The sequence below is a fragment of the Methyloprofundus sp. genome, from assembly GCF_965251085.1.
GTDB lineage: Bacteria > Pseudomonadota > Gammaproteobacteria > Methylococcales > Methylomonadaceae > Methyloprofundus.
In genome coordinates this window covers 2,318,437-2,338,261 of sequence record NZ_OZ252594.1, presented here as the reverse complement: position 1 = coordinate 2,338,261, position 19,825 = coordinate 2,318,437, and the positions used below count along the sequence as shown (strand labels likewise).

At 42.2% G+C, this 19,825-nt stretch carries 21 protein-coding genes; 17 read left to right on the top strand and 4 right to left on the bottom strand.

Going from position 1 to position 19,825, the window contains the following annotated elements:
- Position 1: 1 nt before the first annotated feature.
- Complete coding sequence (locus ACQY3F_RS10795) at positions 2-1,006, top strand: IS630 family transposase (protein WP_428353111.1); 1,005 nt, start codon at positions 2-4, stop codon at positions 1,004-1,006.
- A gap of 298 nt (positions 1,007-1,304) precedes the next feature.
- On the opposite strand, the gene ACQY3F_RS10790 is transcribed toward ACQY3F_RS10795, so the two are convergent.
- A complete protein-coding gene (locus tag ACQY3F_RS10790; protein WP_428354849.1) occupies positions 1,305-3,536 on the bottom strand; it encodes an IS4 family transposase in 2,232 nt (743 codons plus the stop codon).
- A gap of 814 nt (positions 3,537-4,350) precedes the next feature.
- On the opposite strand from ACQY3F_RS10790, the gene istA reads away from it, so the two are divergent.
- The 6 genes from istA (at position 4,351) to ACQY3F_RS10760 (ending at position 10,046) form a co-directional block, all read left to right on the top strand.
- Entirely contained in the window at positions 4,351-5,901 is a 1,551-nt protein-coding gene (gene istA, locus ACQY3F_RS10785; protein ID WP_428357671.1) for an IS21 family transposase, read from the top strand.
- Positions 5,902-5,994: 93 nt separating this feature from the next.
- Positions 5,995-6,750 (top strand): IS21-like element helper ATPase IstB, encoded by a 756-nt coding sequence (istB, locus tag ACQY3F_RS10780; RefSeq protein ID WP_428354848.1) that lies wholly within the window; start codon positions 5,995-5,997, stop codon positions 6,748-6,750.
- 106 nt (positions 6,751-6,856) lie between these two features.
- On the top strand, positions 6,857-7,321 hold the full coding sequence (locus tag ACQY3F_RS10775; protein ID WP_428353027.1) for a hypothetical protein: 465 nt from the start codon (positions 6,857-6,859) through the stop codon (positions 7,319-7,321).
- A 59-nt stretch (positions 7,322-7,380) separates the two neighbouring features.
- On the top strand, positions 7,381-7,878 hold the full coding sequence (locus ACQY3F_RS10770; RefSeq protein ID WP_428354847.1) for a putative transposase: 498 nt from the start codon (positions 7,381-7,383) through the stop codon (positions 7,876-7,878).
- Positions 7,859-9,061, top strand: a complete 1,203-nt coding sequence (locus ACQY3F_RS10765; protein WP_428357669.1) for a putative transposase — start codon at positions 7,859-7,861, stop codon at positions 9,059-9,061. The genes ACQY3F_RS10770 and ACQY3F_RS10765 overlap by 20 nt, the downstream gene beginning before the upstream one ends.
- A gap of 235 nt (positions 9,062-9,296) precedes the next feature.
- On the top strand, positions 9,297-10,046 hold the full coding sequence (locus ACQY3F_RS10760) for an ISAs1 family transposase (RefSeq protein ID WP_428353157.1): 750 nt from the start codon (positions 9,297-9,299) through the stop codon (positions 10,044-10,046).
- A gap of 94 nt (positions 10,047-10,140) precedes the next feature.
- Here ACQY3F_RS10760 and ACQY3F_RS10755 read toward each other — a convergent pair whose 3' ends face one another.
- The 3 genes from ACQY3F_RS10755 to ACQY3F_RS10745 form a co-directional block, all read right to left on the bottom strand.
- Positions 10,141-10,452, bottom strand: coding sequence for an anti-sigma factor family protein (locus tag ACQY3F_RS10755; RefSeq protein ID WP_428354845.1), 312 nt, complete (start codon positions 10,450-10,452; stop codon positions 10,141-10,143).
- On the bottom strand, positions 10,449-11,045 hold the full coding sequence (locus ACQY3F_RS10750; RefSeq protein WP_428354844.1) for an RNA polymerase sigma factor: 597 nt from the start codon (positions 11,043-11,045) through the stop codon (positions 10,449-10,451). The genes ACQY3F_RS10755 and ACQY3F_RS10750 overlap by 4 nt, the downstream gene beginning before the upstream one ends.
- Before the next feature lie 618 nt (positions 11,046-11,663).
- Positions 11,664-12,122, bottom strand: a complete 459-nt coding sequence (locus tag ACQY3F_RS10745) for a DUF924 family protein (RefSeq protein ID WP_428357667.1) — start codon at positions 12,120-12,122, stop codon at positions 11,664-11,666.
- On the opposite strand from ACQY3F_RS10745, the gene ACQY3F_RS10740 reads away from it, so the two are divergent.
- From ACQY3F_RS10740 to ACQY3F_RS10695, 10 genes are all read left to right on the top strand, one after another.
- Positions 12,077-12,253, top strand: coding sequence for a helix-turn-helix domain-containing protein (locus ACQY3F_RS10740; RefSeq protein ID WP_428357666.1), 177 nt, complete (start codon positions 12,077-12,079; stop codon positions 12,251-12,253). The two genes, ACQY3F_RS10745 and ACQY3F_RS10740, sit on opposite strands and share 46 nt — an antisense overlap.
- Before the next feature lie 300 nt (positions 12,254-12,553).
- Positions 12,554-13,033 carry a hypothetical protein gene (locus ACQY3F_RS10735; protein ID WP_428354843.1) on the top strand — a complete coding sequence of 160 codons (480 nt, stop codon included), beginning with the start codon at positions 12,554-12,556 and terminating at the stop codon, positions 13,031-13,033.
- A 41-nt stretch (positions 13,034-13,074) separates the two neighbouring features.
- On the top strand, positions 13,075-13,824 hold the full coding sequence (locus tag ACQY3F_RS10730; RefSeq protein ID WP_428354551.1) for a putative transposase: 750 nt from the start codon (positions 13,075-13,077) through the stop codon (positions 13,822-13,824).
- Positions 13,790-14,770, top strand: a complete 981-nt coding sequence (locus ACQY3F_RS10725; RefSeq protein WP_428354842.1) for a putative transposase — start codon at positions 13,790-13,792, stop codon at positions 14,768-14,770. The genes ACQY3F_RS10730 and ACQY3F_RS10725 overlap by 35 nt, the downstream gene beginning before the upstream one ends.
- 40 nt (positions 14,771-14,810) lie before the next feature.
- On the top strand, positions 14,811-15,281 hold the full coding sequence (locus ACQY3F_RS10720; RefSeq protein WP_428354841.1) for a DUF308 domain-containing protein: 471 nt from the start codon (positions 14,811-14,813) through the stop codon (positions 15,279-15,281).
- Positions 15,282-15,366: 85 nt separating this feature from the next.
- On the top strand, positions 15,367-16,620 hold the full coding sequence (locus tag ACQY3F_RS10715; RefSeq protein WP_428354839.1) for a paraquat-inducible protein A: 1,254 nt from the start codon (positions 15,367-15,369) through the stop codon (positions 16,618-16,620).
- Positions 16,613-18,181, top strand: a complete 1,569-nt coding sequence (locus tag ACQY3F_RS10710; protein WP_428354838.1) for an intermembrane transport protein PqiB — start codon at positions 16,613-16,615, stop codon at positions 18,179-18,181. Before ACQY3F_RS10715 ends, ACQY3F_RS10710 begins: the two co-directional genes overlap by 8 nt.
- Positions 18,182-18,183: 2 nt before the next feature.
- Complete coding sequence (locus tag ACQY3F_RS10705; RefSeq protein WP_428354837.1) at positions 18,184-18,792, top strand: PqiC family protein; 609 nt, start codon at positions 18,184-18,186, stop codon at positions 18,790-18,792.
- A 101-nt stretch (positions 18,793-18,893) separates the two neighbouring features.
- Entirely contained in the window at positions 18,894-19,409 is a 516-nt protein-coding gene (locus ACQY3F_RS10700; RefSeq protein WP_428354836.1) for a hypothetical protein, read from the top strand.
- A 65-nt stretch (positions 19,410-19,474) separates the two neighbouring features.
- Positions 19,475-19,822 carry a hypothetical protein gene (locus tag ACQY3F_RS10695; RefSeq protein ID WP_428354835.1) on the top strand — a complete coding sequence of 116 codons (348 nt, stop codon included), beginning with the start codon at positions 19,475-19,477 and terminating at the stop codon, positions 19,820-19,822.
- Positions 19,823-19,825: the final 3 nt, after the last annotated feature.

Sequence of the window (19,825 nt, the reverse complement as noted above, 5' to 3'; positions counted from 1 at the left end):
AATGTTTGTGCTCTATATAAAACACCTACTCCCAGAAGAAATTACTGCTTTAAATGTGATGCATAAAAACCATCCACTTCATTTAAGTAGAAGTCGAGCTCATGCTATTTTATTAAGTTTCAAAGAGCATTCTGTTCCCATGATTTGTTCTATTTATAACGTATGCCGCCAAACTGTTTCCACTTGGTTTTCTAACTGGGAAAAGAATGGAATCGATGGATTGGTTGACTGTCAGGGAAGAGGACGGCGAGGTATTTTAACTGAAAAACAACAAATAAGCTTAGTCCAGAGAGTTGAAAAATCTCCTAGATCATTAAAATCAGTACTAGCAAAATTTGAAGAAGATCTAGGCATTTCAGTTAGCATTGATACTATAAAACGTATTTGTAAACAAGCTGATCTTGTTTGGAAACGAGTTAGAAAATCCTTAAGGATAAAGCGTAATCAAGATAAATTTGATTTGGCAACCGATGAAATAAAAGAATTAATACAACAACATAAAGAGAATGAACTTGATTTGTGCTACTTTGATGAGTCGGGGTTTACACTAGAACCCTGTGTTCCTTATGCTTGGCAACAGTCAGGTGAGACGATTGAAATACCAAGCTCAAACAGCAAGCGTCTTAATGTATTAGGTTTTGTTAACAGAGATTGCAGGTTTGATTCTTTTGTTTTTGAAGGGAGTGTAAACACTTCGGTTGTTGTGGCTTGTATTGATGAATTTGCTAAACAGATTAAAAAACCAACAACTCTTATTATTGATAATGCATCGACTCATACGAGTAATGAATTTAATGAAAACCTTGAAAGGTGGAAAGAAAAAAACCTATCCATTTACCGTATACCGCCATACTCACCCGAGTTAAATATTATCGAGATTATATGGCGTAAAATAAAATACGAATGGCTTCCTTTTTCAGCTTATGAATCCTATGCCTCTCTTCAGGAAGAATTATTTAAGGTGCTGTCTAATATTGGAAAGAATTACAAAGTAGAGTTTGCATAAAAGGTTAAATTAATTTTGCATGGGTACTTAGCCTCTTGAGTACTCGGACAATGTAAGGTCGAGGAACATATTAGAGGTAACCTTGGAAGTAAATTAAGGAGCAGAGGGGTGTATGTGAGTCAACACTTAAGCTTCATGCTCTTTGGGAAGGCGACTGAAGGTATTAATCAAGGTCAGAACCGGATTCGGGAAAACCGACCGTCCGGGATCGTAGGCAATGTCATTCGTTTAAGAAACACTCCTATTCGGTTAAGAATCAGATAAACTTCAACCCAACCCACATTCTTATGTTAAAAAATCAAGCGCTATTTCTCCGCGTATTCCATTGCTGTGCTGACTGTTTCGATTCTCTTGCGTAATGACGCCCCTTCCTTTTCTTGTGATAGTAACGTGAAATTGAACAAACCAACTCAGTCATCACCTGATTGATGTAAATACTGGGTGCATACAAAATCTCCTCAAGATGTCGGGCTACGGTCGTTAATGTATTTTTAAAGTTCACCTGAATGGTTTGCTCTGCCTCTGATTCTTCATCGACAGGAAGATTCAGCAAACTCGCCAGTAAATGCTCAGAGGCCCTCGCGCAGAGTCGACTCATGGTGATCAACACAAAGTGAGCGTACAGTTCTTGTTTGACCGTGCGCTCACTGCGCCCATGAAAATCATCAACCTCAATCAGGTTTTTACTCACTTTATAAAGCTCCTCAATGCCCCAGCGATCATGATAGACCGATTTCAACGCATCAATGGTGTATTGCTTATCCATTAGCGTGGTGCCAATACAGTAACTCGTGCCATCAATGACATATTTGATGAGACGTATCTTTAGCGGTACAAAGATCATCTGAGGAAATTCTTTTTTGATCTCTCTCTGGCGCGCTTTTGTTGGCATCAGGGTAATGATCTCATCCGTTTTATCACTGTCGATAAATTCATCAATCGCTTTTCCTGCGTGTCTCTTCATTCTAAAAACAGGGTGTACGTCCGCTTGAATGTGCTGGAATAAAGAGGCGTAAGAAAAATAACCGCGATCATAGACGCAAACGTCATTTGGCTCTAGTGTTTGTAAATGCGCCAAAGCACACTTGCGTTCATTGCCATGACTGACCAGATCAAAATCATAGGGGATTTTTGATTTAAGTTGATAGCAGCAACTGAGCAGGCCTTGTGGGTAATGGCTGTTTTGTTGTGGTGTGGCATAACCTGCTTTGATTAATTCTCGGGGCAGATTGATCTTGCTACCATCCACTCCAAACAGGCGATGTCCCAACCAGCGTTCTGATGTTTTCTCAGGACAGGCCTGGATAATGCGCTGGTTCAACTCGATAAAAATGGATTCATTCAGTTTTTTACGTGCCTCGGTAAAGGATGAGGCTGAAATGGCTTGTTTTTGGGGCAAGGGAAACTTCATCCGATGGCAATTGTGCCAGAATTCGGTAATGGTGGTGCCATAGCTCTGTGTGTTTTTTGAAAAAACCAGGCGAAAAATAAGAAAAACCAGTAATAATGAGTCTATCACCCGTTTGCGTTTTTGCCAGGTGGCATCGTAGGCAAGAGCCACCTCAGAGATGATATTGACAACCTTGCCCCATAAGTTTAAAAAGTCGTCATCAATGATCGATTTTTTTTGGCTGACAGGTTCATTTTTCAATACGGCTCTAAAGTGTGGATTAAGCGGAAAAACAAACAACTTCTTAATGGTGCCCTCTTTATTATCCGTCGCTTTTTGCCAGTCTTTGCCACTGGTTTCACCGATATGTGACCAATTAGCAGCGAGATAACAGGTGCCGTGGTATTGCGTGGTGTCCACAAAGGTTTCAATCAAGACGGGACGGTAAGCGTGCGTTTTATCCCAATCATCTGCAATTTGACGAGTCACGATAGATAAGGCGTGACTGGCTAAATTTTTGACTTTGACCCAGGGTAAAATCAAAAAACGGGTGTTATTAATGATCAGGTTTAAGCGTTGCTCCCTATCTTTCGTTTGCCAGCCAATCCAGTGATCACGGTCAGCCAGGTGCCAGACAGAGGCTGAAAACTGCAGGCAACCCAGGATTTGTCGTGTCGGTGTATTGGAGATGATAAAGTATTTTAAGGCCGCACCGATAGGATGACGATAACCCAGGTAATGATGCCGATCAACGAGCTCATTCCAAAGCGCGACATCCGCCTTATCTGTGACAACCTCTAATTCTATAGGCCCCAAGGAACTGAGCTCACATTCAATAGGTACACCAGGAACCGATTGTGATGTCCAGATGATCGGTTTTGATTCGCGTTTCTTTTGAACGCGTTTTACCGGTAAGCTGATATAGCCCAATTTTTCCAGCTTAGCTAAGGCGCTTAGGCAGGCATTAATTTTATTGCGTTTTTTTGCCGTGACCCAGTGCAAATGTTCGCATAGCGTTTCGGCAAGTTCGGTCAGGCTTAAGTTGGGGAACGTGTTAACGGTTTGCTGAACGTAGGCGAGTTCTTTTTTAGAAAAATAACGAGCAGAAAGTGTAAGGGGTTGGGTAATAGCTGTTGTCATTATGTTGCCTGCCTGCAAAAATTAAATTATCCATGCTTATGTTGGCAGATTAGATGGATATAGTCAAGGCAAAAAGTAACTGAGGAAAGCGTTGCTTAAGCTTATGAGTATTAATCACTTTATTTTTTTTTGTTATTTTTGTATTTAAGTGAATGACATTGGGATCGTAGGGGGGCTTGCGGAAACGTGATGTATGGTCAATGGCTATTTGCTACTAATCTGGAAACAGAGGATACCATGGATAAACTATTGGCCTAAGCCTGCGCGCGCCGTATTTCTACCCCGACCGCCGTGTATACGCCTTGAAAATGAAAAAAAATCCTGCGTAAAATTTGTTAAATTAATTATGCTTGGGTACTTAATAGTCTGTGAGCAATGTTAGCTTGCTGTTACGGCACACAAAATCACGCGATACCTACAATAAAGGGACTTATGTTCGAGCAAACCTTCAAGAATATCAGACATCTTGATTCGCTATCCTGAAAGAAATCCATTGAAACTTAAACTAGGCAATATAATTAAAGGGTTAGGGAATTATTGTCAAATGATTGATATTTTCAGCTAAAGAAATGAAAATGGTACTCATTTAGGTTAAACTAAGCCCTCATATTGCATATTCGCACCCATCATGAACACCTATTCTTATGCGTCGTGAACGCTGATTCTTATCAAGCGTGAACACCCATTCGCACCGAAACATGAACACTTTTGGTGTTGCATGCGAATGGGTGTTCACGATCAATAATTCCCTTATTTACGCATTGATTTTTTGAAAACTGTTACCGTTCTTATTTATTAAAAATAAGAGATGGTGATGCCAACAAAGAGAATATCAATGCGAAAATTACGCGAAGTATTACGGCTTCGATTTCATGCTGACCTGAGTATGCGTCAGATCAGAAATAGCACCCGGGTCAGCCTCGGTGTGATTCAAAAGATTGTGTCTAACGCTGAACAGCAAGGACTGGACTGGCCGACTATTCAAGCCCTAAGTGACACACAATTAACCGAAAGGATTTATTCGAAACCTGATGTGCCGCAGGTAGCCACGCAGAAACAATTGCCCGACTGGTCCGAGGTGTATCGAGAGTTGATGCGTAAAGGCCTGACGCTGCAACTGCTTTGGGAAGAGCATGTCGAGCAATATCCTGCATACAGCTTTAGTTACTCCCAATATTGTCGGCTCTATCGTCAGTGGCTAAAAAAGCAAAGGCGCTCGATGCGACAAACCCATAAAGCCGGTGAAAAACTGTTCGTCGACTATGCCGGCCAGACTGTGCCTATTATGAGCCACGCCACCGGTGAAGTACGTACTGCACAAATCTTTGTCGCCGTATTAGGTGCCTCGAATTACACCTTTTGCGAGGCCACCTGGAGTCAAAAACTGGCTGACTGGATTAACAGCCATATCCGCGCTTTCGAGTTCATTCAGGGCGTACCGGCAATGGTGGTGCCGGATAATCTCAAAAGCGGCGTGAGCAAAGCCTGTCGTTATGATCCGGATATTAATCCTTCCTATCAGCAACTGGCAGCACACTATGATGTTGCACTGATCCCAGCGCGACCCTTGAAGCCCAAAGATAAAGCGAAAGCCGAAGTCGGGGTACAAATTATCGAGCGCTGGATATTGGCACGCTTACGGCATCACACCTTCTTTTCCCTGAGCGAACTAAATCACTGCATCAAAGCGCTGCTGGAAGACGTGAATAATAAACCCTTTAAACAGTTAAAAGGCACACGCAAAGAATGGTTTGAATCCATTGACAAGCCAGCGCTGGCACCGCTCCCCCTGCATGCCTATCAATACACCGAGATAAAAATAGTCAAAGTGAATATTGACTACCATATCCAATATGACAACCATGTGTATTCGGTACCGCATCAGCTAGTGGGTGAAAAAATCGAACTTCACGCCAAAGAAAACCTAATTGAGCTGTACTTTCATAACAAACGCATGGCCAGCCACGCCAGGAAATATCACCCAGGCACCACCACCGTGCCAGATCACATGCCCATCAGACATGAGAAACATCATCAATGGAGTTCAGGCCGGTTAATGAACTGGGCGAAAGACATCGGTGATGAGGTACTGCTCTGGGTCCAAACTCTGCTCAAACAAAAACAGCATCAAGAGCAAGCCTATCGCGTTTGCCTGGGCCTATTGAGCCTCTCACGAAGTTATCCTGCTGAACGGCTGAATAATGCCTGTGCGATCGCCAACCAAAACAAGCTATACCGGCTGAAACAGATCAAAGAGATACTGCGTAGCAATCAAGATAAATTACTCGCAGAAGAGCGAAAAGCCACAACGGCTATTATGTCGCAAAACCATGAAAACATACGCGGTCCGGAAAGCTTTCACTAGACAAACGTATTACTTAATTCCTTAAATCATAAGCTGCCTGCGACTGATCAATCAGAGACAAAAGTTGCAGACAGCCCTTATAGAGACAAAACAATGATCCAGCAAACACTCACACAATTGAGAGAACTCAGACTATCTGGCATGGCAAATTCTTTATTGAGTCAAATAGAACAGCCCGCGACCTACGAAGGTTTATCCTTTGAAGAGCGACTGCAATTATTAACGGACAGTGAAGCGAATGATCGTGAAAACCGCAAACAACAACGTCTACTCAAGGCCGCCAAATTGAAACTCTCAGCGCATGCGCGAGATATCGACTATCAGCACCCTCGAGGGCTAAAGCAATCAGTTATGGCCTCACTGTTACAGTGTCACTGGATTAATAAAGCCCAGAACCTGCTTATCACAGGGCCATGCGGCAGTGGCAAAACCTATCTTGCCTGTGCACTAGGTGAAACAGCCTGCCTGCAAGGCTATAGTGTTAAATACTACCGTATTTCAAGGCTGATGCTGGCCCTGACACAAGCCAAAGCAGATGGAAGCTACAGCAAAGCGCTGCAAAACCTGGCCAAGATAGACTGTTTGATTATTGATGACTGGGGGCTAGAACCTTTAACCGCTGCACAGCGCAATGACCTGATGGAAATTATGGACGATCGACATGAAGAAACATCAACTATCATTATGAGTCAATTACCGACGGATCAATGGTATCAATCTATCGGTGATAATACACTGGCAGATGCAATTTTAGACCGACTTATGCACAATGCTCATCGTATAAAATTAAAGGGTGAATCCATGCGAAAAATACAATCAAATTTGACTGATGGTGAACACTTAGAGTAAAAACACACCCGACCCAATGCGTGAATAAAGAAGGTGTTCACGATCATAAGAATGGGTGTTCATGATCATAAGAATATGCACTCATATCATACGAGGTATTCAATTAATGCAGCAACTCATGCTCCCAATAATTCCTCAGGGTACGACTATTATAAATGGTCAGGTCAGTGTTGATAACCGAAATGATGAGTGGTTTTATTTCCTCGGCGGTATCCCGATCTATTCTCACCAGGCTGACAATAAGAGATTATTTAGACTTCACACCTCTCAACTCATCAATACCGGTTCCTGTCGTTCAATCGATATTATTACAACCTTTGGTGTCTCTAAAAGTAGTGTTATGCGCTCATTAAGGCAACTACGAGAAAAAGGGGCTGATTCGTTTTTTGAACCTCGCCCGACTCGCAAGGGAGGACCACTCTTTACGCTTGAGGTTTTGCAGCAAGCTCAGGAATATCTGGATCAAGGTATGACGCCTAACGAAGCCGCTAAAGAATTAGGCATCCGGGCAGATACCTTTCGCAAGGCGATCAGTGATGGACGTTTAAAAAAAAGTCTGCCGCATCAATAGACCCCAATGATGGCAGTACCAAATCAGCCCGTGATATTATAGATGCCAATGCAGCCGATGTGCTTGGTACGGCCTGCACTCGAGTAGAAGAGCGAATCCAGGCTGCTTTGGGTGAGCAGGAAAAGGGAGCCTCAATCGAATTCGAATCCTGTTTAGATGTTCCTAAAGGCGGTGTGTTATGTGCATTGCCCGCGTTACTTGGCAATGGCTTATTAAATGACATTGAGCGCCACCTGGGCAAACTGACAGGTTACTATCAAACCTTTCATATTCTATTGCTACTCGCCTTTATGGGGCTATGTCGCATCAAAAATGCCGAACAACTTCGCGAGCATGCACCGGGTGAATTCGGAAAACTACTTGGCCTGGATCGGGCTCCCGAAGTGCGTTGTTTAAGATCCAAAGTAAAAGGACTGGCTGAACCAAAATCAGTCGAAAGCTGGGCGGCCGACCTCAGTCGACAATGGATGGAAAATGAACCAGAGGCAGCAGGAACACTAACGGCATGTTTCACGCGAAAAACTCTGCTTACGGGGTATCACCGACTACTGGGTTAATGATGGTACGGGGCGTCCCTTCTTTGTCGTTGAAAAAACGGTGGATCCGGGCTTACTAAAAACGCTGGAAGAAGATATCGTCCCCCGATTACTCAAAGACATTCCGAATCAACCGAGTGCACAAGCATTACAGCAAAACAAACAAGCCTGTCGTTTTATCCTGGTGTTTGATAGAGAAGGCTATAGCCCCGCATTCTTTAGAAAGATGTGGGACAAGCATCGTGTCGCTTGCATGACCTATCATAAATTTCCCACCGAAAATTGGCCACTGGACAATTTTTCCAGTCAGGAGATCACACTACCGAGTGGTGAAAAAGTCATCATGAAACTCGCCGAACGAGGCAGTCTGGTTGGAACCAAAAAACAGGCGATGTGGATGAGAGAAGTGCGCAAGTTGACTGATTCTGGTCACCAAACCAGTATTATTACCACAGCCTATGAACTAGAATTGACGGCTGTTTCTGGGCGAATGTTTAGCCGGTGGTGCCAAGAGAACTTTTTTAGATATATGAAGCACCACTATGGGCTAGATATGCTACAGGAGTATGGAATAGAGCCACTATCCGATACCCAAAAGGTGGTCAACCCTGATAGGCGCCAACAGGAAGGACAGCGTAATTCGATACAATCCAAACTCAATTACCGTCTATCTCGATTTGCAGCGATGGAACTTCATCCGGTGATTAAAAAAGATGAAACGGAAGATGTGAAATACAAGAAATGGGAAAGAAAACGAGCAGAATTACTCGAAGAAATAGAGCATTATGAAAATGAACTAAAAACCATCAAGGAACAACTAAGCCAAACGCCCAAACACATTACCTGGCAAGAGTTGAGAGACGAAGATAAGTTCGAACAGCTTCTGCCAGGGAAAAAGCGGCTGATAGATACTGTCAACATGATCGCTTATCGGGCAGAAACAGCAATGGCCGCTCTGCTAACCTCACCGACAATCGACTTTCCGATGGCAAGGCAACTATTACAAACGCTGTTTGTGACAGAAGCAGATATATTACCCGATGAAGTAAAAAAACAACTTCGGATACGTGTGCATAGTACTTCCCGACCTGCAAGTAATAAAGCAATAGAAAAGTTATTTGAACAACTCAATCAAACGGAACTCAATTATCCAGGAACCGATCTGCGCTTAATTTATGAGCTGACTTCATCCGCAAAAAATTAGGAAATGGTCTCAAATTAGTTTCGTCTGAATCAAGATGTCTGAGCCTAAGCATTTTTAGAAATATCTTAGTAAGAGTAGACCCGAATGAACTTGACGCAGCCTTTAATGCCTGGAACAAAGCCTATGCCCAGGATGACAACTCACTCGCAATAGATGGCAAAGTCATGTGTAATGCGATTGATGAATCAGGGCGCCAAACACAAATAATGAGTGCTGTTGGGCATACCACAGGAATTTGCTACGCCCAAAAAAAGTAGGTACTTTGCCTGTTGGAGATGGGTCGGATGAAGTTAAGCAAACCAATGAAATAACATTTGCTCCGAAATTATTAGATACACTACCGATTGAAAATAAAGATATCACCAGCGATGCTTTGCACACCCAGACTGAATTCGCGCGTTATTTAGTAGAACAACGAAAAGCGCATTATTATTTTAGTGTCAAAGGAAACCAGCCGACACTGCTTGATGATATTACCACCTACTTTTCAAATGATAGCCGTTTGGCAGATTATGAAGACAAAGTGTCTGTCGGGCACGGACGAATTGAGATTCGTAGAATCTGGGTCACATCGGAATTAAGTGAGTATGTATTATTCCCTCATGTTGCCCAGGTTTATCGCATAGAACGAGAAATAACGGACAAGAAAAGTGGAAAAACATCACTTGCGACCGCTTACGGTGTGACCAGCAGAACAAAAAAAGACGCAGATCCGAAAACCATCTTATATAAAGTTCGAGGTCACTGGTCTATTGAAGTCAGTCATTATATTATTGACTGGGTTTTTGATGAAGATCGCTCAACAATTCGTACCGGTTATGGCCCTGAGAACATGACCCGTCTTAGGCGCTTTGCTATCGGATTAATAAAATCAAAAGTTGAGAAAGGGATTTCAAAGAAAATGAGGCAACTCAATAAGAATACCAGAGCTGTTTTAGACTATTTGAAAATTACAAAAAATACCAGGAGGCCTTGTGCCGCATAAGGTTTAGAATATGAACAAATTAACCCTGGTTTTCGTACCGCTGTACTTCAGACCCCTAATCTAAATAATTATCTCGCTTTGCCTAGCAATAATCCTAATTTTTACGTGCCATAAGTATTGCGTTGATCAAGTCTTCCGGCACGTCATCAGGAACCAAGTCATCTGGCGCAGGAAACACGGCACGACTGACCTCCACCGTGCGTTGATAGGCTTTCAGGTACTGCTTACATTCACGGCACAATCGTATATGCCGTTCGAACCGGGATCGTTGCAAGGCAGGAAGCTCATCATCCAGATAGTCCAGTACAAAATCCTCAAATTCCTTGCAGGTAATCATGCCATGCATATGCCTTTGCATAAAACCTTTTAACCAGCGTAATAGGTTGTTTTTATGGTGTTGTTTCATGTTGATACCTCTCCGCGTAGCAAGGGTTCAATCAGCTTTTTCAATGCGGCTCGTGCTCGATGCAGGCGAACTTTGACATTGCTTTCAGAAATGTCCAGTAGGTGCGCAACCTCGCCAGTGTCATATCCCTCGATGTCGCGGAGTAACAAAACGATACGGTAGGCATCAGGCAATTGGTTAATCGCTGTATGGATCTGTACTCGTTGCTGTTCATTGGCAATAATGTCTTCGGTACTTGGAATGGCTTGCCAAGCAGCTTCAATACGACATTCGTTTTTATCAAATTCAGGTAAAAACTCATCAATGGGTTGCTCAGCCAGTCGCTTAAGCTGGCGTAATTTCATTAAAGCAGTATTGACAGTAATGCGGTGTAACCATGTCCTCAGCGTTGAACGATTTTGAAACTTATCGAGTCCGCGAAATGCCGAAATAAATGCCTCTTGAACAACATCTTCCGCCAGTGCACGATCACCTAATAGCCTATCTGCAACACAGATCATCCAGCCTATATTATTGCGCACCATAGCTTCTCTATAGGTCGAATCAGGAATTTCCAGTAAGTGTTTATTTAAATGTTGTTTGGGGATTTCCATAATACGCAAATGGCATCTATAAAGTTTGACTGAGAATAAATACTGTTGCATTCATGCTTCAATTTGCTTTTTCAGCGCAGTCTGTTTTCACGACTAAGCTTATTTTTTAAGGTCAAGTTTTGTTAATACATCGAACGGGATTTGCTCTTTCAAACTTAGATTTCTTTTATGCAACCAGCTTTCGCTCTACACAGATAACCATGAATTAACCAGCCTATTTCACATCCGAAACTTGGCAAACCGCTGGCTTATTTTCTCCGCAACAAACTACGGATAAGAAGAACCTGGCTGGTTGAATGCCAAGTTATAAAAGCTTGGCAGATTTCAGACTTTGCTTTCACAGCTCTCTGTTTTGCTCTTTTTAAATCTCTTGGTAGTATGTCGAACTTGCATTACCCACACTCCACTTGGCAAACATCAAGATTTACTTTTGCTTTTTCGTAGGCTTATGTTTTCCACTTCCACGTTCGCTTCTTCACATCAAAACTTGAGTTGCAACACTTAACTTCTGCTCTTTCAATAGCACAATATTTTCCACTTTTTACCTTCTAACAAAAACCATAGTCACTTGTTATATTCATTTTAAAACCCAACTCTTTCCTGTTCTAAAAATTTGATTTATTTCTCAGTTGAGATTCTACCAAGGATTTTATTCCGATGGGGATAACGACCGAATTTTTCGATAATTTCTTTGTGTTTGACCTCAAAAGTAAGATTCGATTGAACCCCGTTTTTTTGGTACAAAACCATAGCGACCTCATGTATTTTCAAAGATTCACTATGCATGAATGGCAAATAGAGAACGCTTCGTTGAATTGAATTTAACTCTTTATCTGCCTCACATAAAATGGCTTCTTGAGATAAGGCTAAAGCTAATGGGTCGTTAGCAAAAGATAACGGTGATTCTCTAAACATATTTCTTGAAAACTGATCCAAGACTATAATTTCAGCTACTCTGCCTTCGGCTATTTTTCTCCATTCAAAAAGCTCACAATGAATTGCTTTAGCATGAATGTCAGAAAACCTTTGCAATATTATTTGATCAATATGTTCGTCCTTCGACCACCATTGAGATATCTCTATCCATCATAGAGATTGCTTTTCAACTGGGTTATACCAACCCAGCGAATTTTACCCGTGCGTTTAATCGTTGGGCGGGCATGTCCCCCAGTAAATTCAGGAATACTTATAAAGATGTTCCAAAATAACTAAAATAATAATGAATCAATGAATTACAAGGGAGGCATCAGGTTTCTGTCAAAGATTAAAAAGGAGACAATCTGTTAGGAATAATCAATATTTTGGCATTGGCTCTGTTTCGTCAAAGTACGATAACTTAAGTAAATTATAATCCCTTAGGAACGTGCACGAAATAACTTGAGCAACTTCTAAAATTGCTTTTCAGGAACAGCAACATAATTCCACAGCCTAAGATGCTCATCAAAAACAATTCTCATGGAGTCTTTAAACCCTGCCACAACCTTTTTGCACTGCGCCAAAAACGCTCAATGCAAATATTATCTGTTGCTCTCCCAACACCGTCAGTGGGCTCGACCCTTGTAACCCATGATCTTGCCGTTGAAAAGAGAGACGGTAAAATTACTTATTTTTATGCGACTCTGCCCGTTTTTACTCATGATGAGAACGATGATGCATCGTTCCAAATGATTACAGCCCAGTTCTATGCCAATAGCTATGTCAAACAAATGGATATCGTTCGTGCCTTTGGTGTCACGCCGATTAGCGTCAAACGTGCGGTTAAACGCTATCAAGAACAGGGAGTGCAAGGATTTTATGCCCCGAAAAATACAAGGGGAGCCGCTGTTTTGACTGATGAAGTTTTGCAGGCCGCTCAACAATTATTAAGCCAAGGACAAGATCCCTGTGATGTGGCTGATCAATTAAATATAAAACGCGATACCTTCAGCAAAGCGATTCGTGCTGGACGCTTGCATAAAAACAGTAAAAAAAAGAGTCAGCAACGTTAAGCAGTAAAAGTGAACGGAGTGAGCAGGATAATACAGCACCCATGGGGATGGGGGCTCAGAATTCTGAAGCACGGCTGGCGGCCAGCATTGGGAAGCTAGACGAACCTGTCGCACCGGATTTTCAGGCGGTACAAGACGTACCTAAAGGCGGTGTACTCTTTGCACTGCCGGTTTTATTGGTCAGCGGACTATTAAAAACCAGTGAAAACTTTTTCAAACTCCGCAAAGGTTACTATGGACTGGACAGTCTGCTCATCATACTGGCTTTTACTGCACTGGTTCGGCTCAAATCCATTGAATCCTTGCGCTATAGCGCACCCGGCGAATGGGGTAAACTGATCGGACTGGATCGTATTCCCGAAGTTCGTACCCTGCGGCGTAAAATCAAACAGCTCACACAAGACGATGGCTCCCGGCAATGGAGTGAAGCACTGTGTAAAGAATGGATGCAAAGTGCCCCTGAACAGGCGAGCATCCTTTATATTGACGGTCATGTCCGCGTCTACAATGGACAGCAAACAAAACTCCCGCGTCACCACGTTGCCCGTCAAAAACTGTGTTTGCGAGCGACAACCGATTATTGGGTCAATGCGATGGATGGCCAACCTTTTATGGTGATAAATAAGGCTGTTGATCCCGGCATGATCAAAGTCATTGAAAATGATATTCTTCCCCAGCTTGAAAAAGCCTTGCCTGACTTTGTCAGCGCAGAGGAGCTTGCAGCTGACCCCCTACTGCACCGGTTTACACTGGTCTGTGACAGAGAATCTTATAGCCCCCCCTTATTTTAAACGCTTGAAAGCGCAACGGGTTGCCTGTTTAACCTATCATAAACATCCCGGTGAAAACTGGCCAGAAGATGAATTTTACCCTCATCAAGTCACCCTACCATCAGGAGAGCAAGCAGAGCTCAAACTGGCTGAACGAGGTCATTGTTTAAGCAATGGTCTTTGGGTGCGTGAAATACGCAAGCTGACTCAGAAAGGTCACCAAACCAGCATTATCGGAACCGATTACCGTTCGGACATGATTCCGCTCGCAGTCGCCATGTTCGCTAGATGGTCTCAAGAAAACTTCTTCAAATACTGCCGTGAACACTTTGGATTAGATAAGCTTGTAGACTATGGTACAGAACCCGTTTCCGAGTCCACAGAAGTGGTCAACCCAGCCTATCGTCAACTGGATAGCCAAATAAAATCAAGCCAGGGGAAATTAAATCGATTATTGGCCCGGTTTGCTACGTTGACACTGGATGCCCCCATTGAACCTAAAAAAGTCGAACCCTTCCTGCAAAAGAAGGCTGCTTGCCAGGAAGAGATTGAAGCCTTTCAGGAACAGATCAAGACGCTTAAAGAACAGCGCAAACGGGTAGCCCGTCACATTAAAGTGAAAGATTTACCTGAGAAAGATCAATTTGAACAACTCAGCACCCAAAGCAAACATTTCATAGACACTATCAAAATGATTACTTATCGCTCTGAAACGGCCATGGCCAATCTGTTAAGAGAAACGCTCACTCGTCCTGATGAAGTGCGCAGCCTATTGCGTGCAATTTATAGTAGTGAGGCAGATCTGATTACAGACCATGAACAAGGGACATTAACGATACGGTTACATCATTTGGCTAATCGAAGTTATGATGAGGCAATACTAAAACTATGTAATGAGCTCAATACCACAGAAACCCAATTTCCGCGAACTAATTTAAGGATGATTTTTAAACTCGGGTCAAAGTAATTTTCGCGAGATCAGGTGGTTTGAGCCTACAGGCATCATAATGATCGTAATAGGCATTATTGGTATTGTGTTTCCGACGGTCATAAGCCTGACGCTTAATTTTTTTGTTAGTAGTCTATTTTTTCTCAGTGCACTTGCACTGACTTATTCCGCGTTTGTCTGTAGAACGCAGACTTTAATGATGTGGATTAAACCGTTTATTTTGCTTGTGCTTGCTTTGTTAATTTTATTTCATCCCGCTGTGGTGGTTTCGACACTGGGTATTATTCTGGCATTGTATTTTTTATTCGATGGTTTTGCTGGGATTGCCTTGTCTGTTGAAATGAAACCTGCCAAAGGCTGGTTTTTTATGTTACTGAATGGTCTGTTATCACTGCTGTTGGGTGCCATAGTATTAGCCGGCTGGCCCTTAAGTTCAGCTTGGCTGGTAGGGTTGTTGATTGGTATCAGCTTTCTGTTTGATGGTATTGCATTGCTGGCCATTGCGGGAAATATCCGTGCAACTGAGTAGTGGCGGCCTGAATTTCAATAGTTTTATGTTTAATAACTATTAAATATTGCTAGAATGAGTATACATTAAACCTTTGTAGTATTTTATGACTCAATTTGTTCCTGTCACCTCTTGTCACGATTGCGGTTTATTACAACAGATAAGCCATATGCCCGAGGATGGTGCGGTTAAATGTTGCCGTTGTGATGCTACTTTGCGTAAACGGCAACGTGTTGAGCCTGCTAAAAGTATTGAACATACCTTGGCACTGGTTATTACTGCGCTGGTTTTACTGGTGATCTCTAATGTTTATCCTATTATTCAGGTCGATGCAGAAGGCCATGAAATGGCTGCTACTTTATTCGGCTGTGTCAAATACCTGTTTAATAATGAGATGGAGCTTCTTGCCGGGCTGGTTTTTTTAACCACCATCGGCGCACCACTTATCCAGTTAAGTGGCTTATTATATATTTTATTGCCGGTTAATTTTAACTGGATACCTCCCTTTGCCCCGCAACTCTATCGCCTGGTACGAATTATTACCTCATGGAGCATGTTAGAAGTGCTGATGCTGGGTATCCTGGTTTCTATCGTTAAATTATCTGCTTTATCTACTGTGGTCCCTAGTATCGCCTTGTGGACGTTTGCCTTATTAATGATATTGATTGCGGCTATTTTGAGTGATCTGGATACGGAAATGTTATGGGAACAGATCAGCCCCAAGATAAAGCCGATAGACGTACAAAACATCAAACAGGGCATTCAATTAACGAATTGCCATAATTGTAATTTACTCTGTAGTGTCAGCGCAGGACATGAAACTTGTTGTCCGCGCTGTAATGCTGTTGTACATTTACGCAAGCCGAATAGTTTAACGCGCTGTACCGCATTAGTGATTGCGGCGGCAGTCTTGTATATACCCGCTAATTTATTACCGGTCATGGTGGTGACTAGTCTGGGTAAGACTGAGGGTGATACGATTATCAGCGGGGTTATTTATCTGGCTAAAACGGGAGATATGCCCCTGGCGATTATTCTTTTTATCGCCAGTATTTGTGTGCCTACGATTAAGCTTATTATTCTGACGTTATTATTAATGACAGTGCATTTTAAATCACAATGGCGGCCGATAGAACGTACTCGTTTATACCGCTTAACTGAGTTTATCGGTCGCTGGTCTATGGTAGATATTTTTGTCGATACCTTAATGGCTGCTTTAATACAAATTCAGGGGCTGATGGTGATAGAAGTCGGTATTGGTGCAGTTGCTTTTGGCGCCGTTGTGGTTTTAACTATGCTAGCGGCAATGGCTTTTGATCCGCGATTAATTTGGGATAATATGGAGAAAGTAAATGAGTGAACCGATGCAGGGTGAAACAATGAATAATTTGCCTGAGAGCAATATTCAGCCCCGGTCAAAATTTTCTATCGTCTGGATAGTTCCTATCGTCGCTGTCTTGATAGGTGCCTGGATTGGATATAAAGCCTGGTCTGATATGGGGCCAATGATTACCATTACTTTCAAGACAGCGGATGGCCTGGAAGCAGGCAAAACTAAAATAAAATATAAGAATGTCGAGATTGGTGTCGTTAAAAGCATTCATATTAACCATGAGACAGACGATGTTATTGTCAAAGCTGAAATGGTCAAAGACGTAAAATCCTTTCTTACCGATAAAACGCGTTTCTGGGTCGTTCGAGCACGTATTAATGCCAGTGGTGTATCAGGCCTGGATACTTTGCTGTCCGGTGCTTATGTCGGTATAGACCTAAGTTCAGATGGCAACAAAACAAATAAATTTAAAGGTTTAGAGATCCCTCCTGTCATTACCGGAAAAATGGCGGGTAAGCATTTTATATTACATACTAAAAACCTGGCTTCAATTGAAAGAGATGTCCCTATTTATTATCGAAAATTTAGTGTCGGTAGTGTCGAAGATGTCAAACTCGATGATGATGGTGAGTCAGTGACTGTAAAAATCTTTATCAAAGCACCCTTTGATAAATGGGTTAATAAAACGACTAAGTTCTGGAATGCCAGTGGCGTTGCTTTTTCATTGGGCGCTGACGGGATTGAGGTAGAAACCGAATCTTTGGTCTCGATCTTAATTGGCGGGATTGCATTTGAATCAAGTGACCTGAGTACAGAAATTACTGAAGCGCAAAATAACAGTGAATTTAAACTCTACAAAGATCGTAAAGACGCGTTAAAAAAAGAATACAAAATTGGTAGGAAATATGTGCTTAATTTTAACGAATCGGTGCGTGGACTTACCGTGGGTGCGCCGGTTAGTTTCAGAGGGATACAGATGGGTGAAGTCACTGATATCCAATTATCGTTTGACACTGTCAATAAAGCAATAACCGTTCCGGTAACAGTCACGATTGACTATGGCAGAATTGCGCTGAAAGGTAACGATAAAACTGCGAAGTACATGGCGATTAATCGTGAAAGTCGCATCGACTATTTTGCAGAACATGGGCTTCGAGCGCAATTGCAGACAGGAAGCTTATTGACAGGGAGCTTGTATGTAGCACTCGATTTTTTTCCTGATGCAAAGCCTTTTGTTATAGACTGGAGTACCGAACTCACCGAATTCCCTACAGAACCAGGAACCTTGTCGGGACTTAAGCTTCATTTAAGCAGTATTCTGGAAAAAGTGGATGACATGATGACTCAGGTTAAAGAGCTAAGCTACAAGCTGAATCATAATCTGGAGCCTAAATTATCAGGTACTTTGAAACAAGCTGAAAATACACTGGTGACTATCCAGGACACTTTGAAAAATGACTCACCTCTGCAACAGGATTTACAAATCGCATTACGTGAATTTACTAAGGCAGCTCGATCTATTAAAACCTTGACCGATTATCTGGAAAGACATCCAGAATCATTAATACAAGGTAAAACAGGAGACTAATTGTGAATAAACAGACTATTATTACCGCATCGCTTATTTCAATAACGTTGTTATTTACAGGCTGCGGCAGCTCTCCTAATGCCAAACTGTATATTCTTGACGCGATGCCTAGTAATAATTCACCATCGGTAATGACTATAGAAGACCGTAGCGTTGCGGTTAAAGTGGGTCCTGTTTCTATTACGGATACGCTGGATCAGTCGCAGATTGTTACGCGCATAGGTCCGAATATGCTGGTAGCAGATGAATTTAACCGCTGGGGTGGTGATTTACAAAGCGATATTCAGCGCGTGATAGGAGAAAATATTTCCACATTAGTCCCTACAGATCAGGTGATTTTAAGTCAGGAAATTAGCTTATTACCGATAGATTATCAGGTATTGGTAAATGTACGCCAGTTTGATGGCACACTGGGTGGCATTGTGACTTTAAATGTTGACTGGACAGTGGCGGCAAAAGGCAAAGATAAAAGCATAGTAAGCAAAAAAACAGTTCTGCAGGAAAATGCAGATGCTGCTGGCTATCCTGCTTATGTCGCTGCGCAAAGTCGCCTGCTACAAAAGCTGAGTCAGGAAATCGCAGATGAAATTAGAAAGCAACTGATTAAATAAGCACAAAGTAGGGCGTGGCTTTAGCCCGCCGTTTGAGCATTACAAGCGGGCTAAAGCCTCACTTTACATTGACCAATGGTTAAAAAAAATAAGGGGAAGTCATGAGTATTTTAGCGAATAAAATGTCCACTATGGACAAAGTAGTTTATGTAGCATTGGTACTGCTATCCATAGCTGAGATGGCAGTCACCAATTTTTCACCGGCTGATGCGCATACTTACTGGTTAGTGATGACGCTGGTTTTTGCCATTGGAGCCATTGTGACCGGATGGCATAATGCGCCTGACAAACATGCTAAGACCAGATTAGTGACATCGCAGCTGTTTCATTGGGGCAGTACTCTGATTGCCGTGCTGGTAGTGTACGCTTTTCTGCACTCCGGTCAGATTCAGAATGAAACAGTATCTCTGATGATTCTGCTGATTTTATCGCTATCAACCTTTCTGGATGGTATTCATGTCGGGTGGCAATTTTCTGTACTGGGTATTCTACTCGCCATTTCGACGGTGATTATTTCCTATTTAGATGAATATATCTGGATTATTGCTATCATCGCTGTTGCTTTTATTGGTTTATCCTTCCTCTGGAATAAATATATAGGGAAGAGTAAGAAATAAAATTACTGTTAGTTTCCTTGTGATTTTCGCCAATTGTGCCTGTTGGGCCCATGTAAAAATCGTAAATGTCTAAAATTACCAGCATTCTGCTGCCATTAATTGGACTCGCTGCTGTATTAATTGCTATTCTGGCATACATTTTAAGTAGCTATGACAATCAGGATTATAAGCGCCTATTAATCAAGGCTGTAGACAATTTTTCTACTTATAAATTAGACATTAACGGGAAATTTGAACTGCAGCCTTCATTAATCCCAATCCTGTCTGCATCAGCAATAAAACTCCAGTCTAAAGTAGATGCCAGTTACATTCATATAGATAACTTTAGAATTCAGCTCACTTTAGCAGCCTTACTCGATAACACCTTACTGATTAACGATTTGCAGGTGGAAAATTTGCGGGCTGTCATATAATCC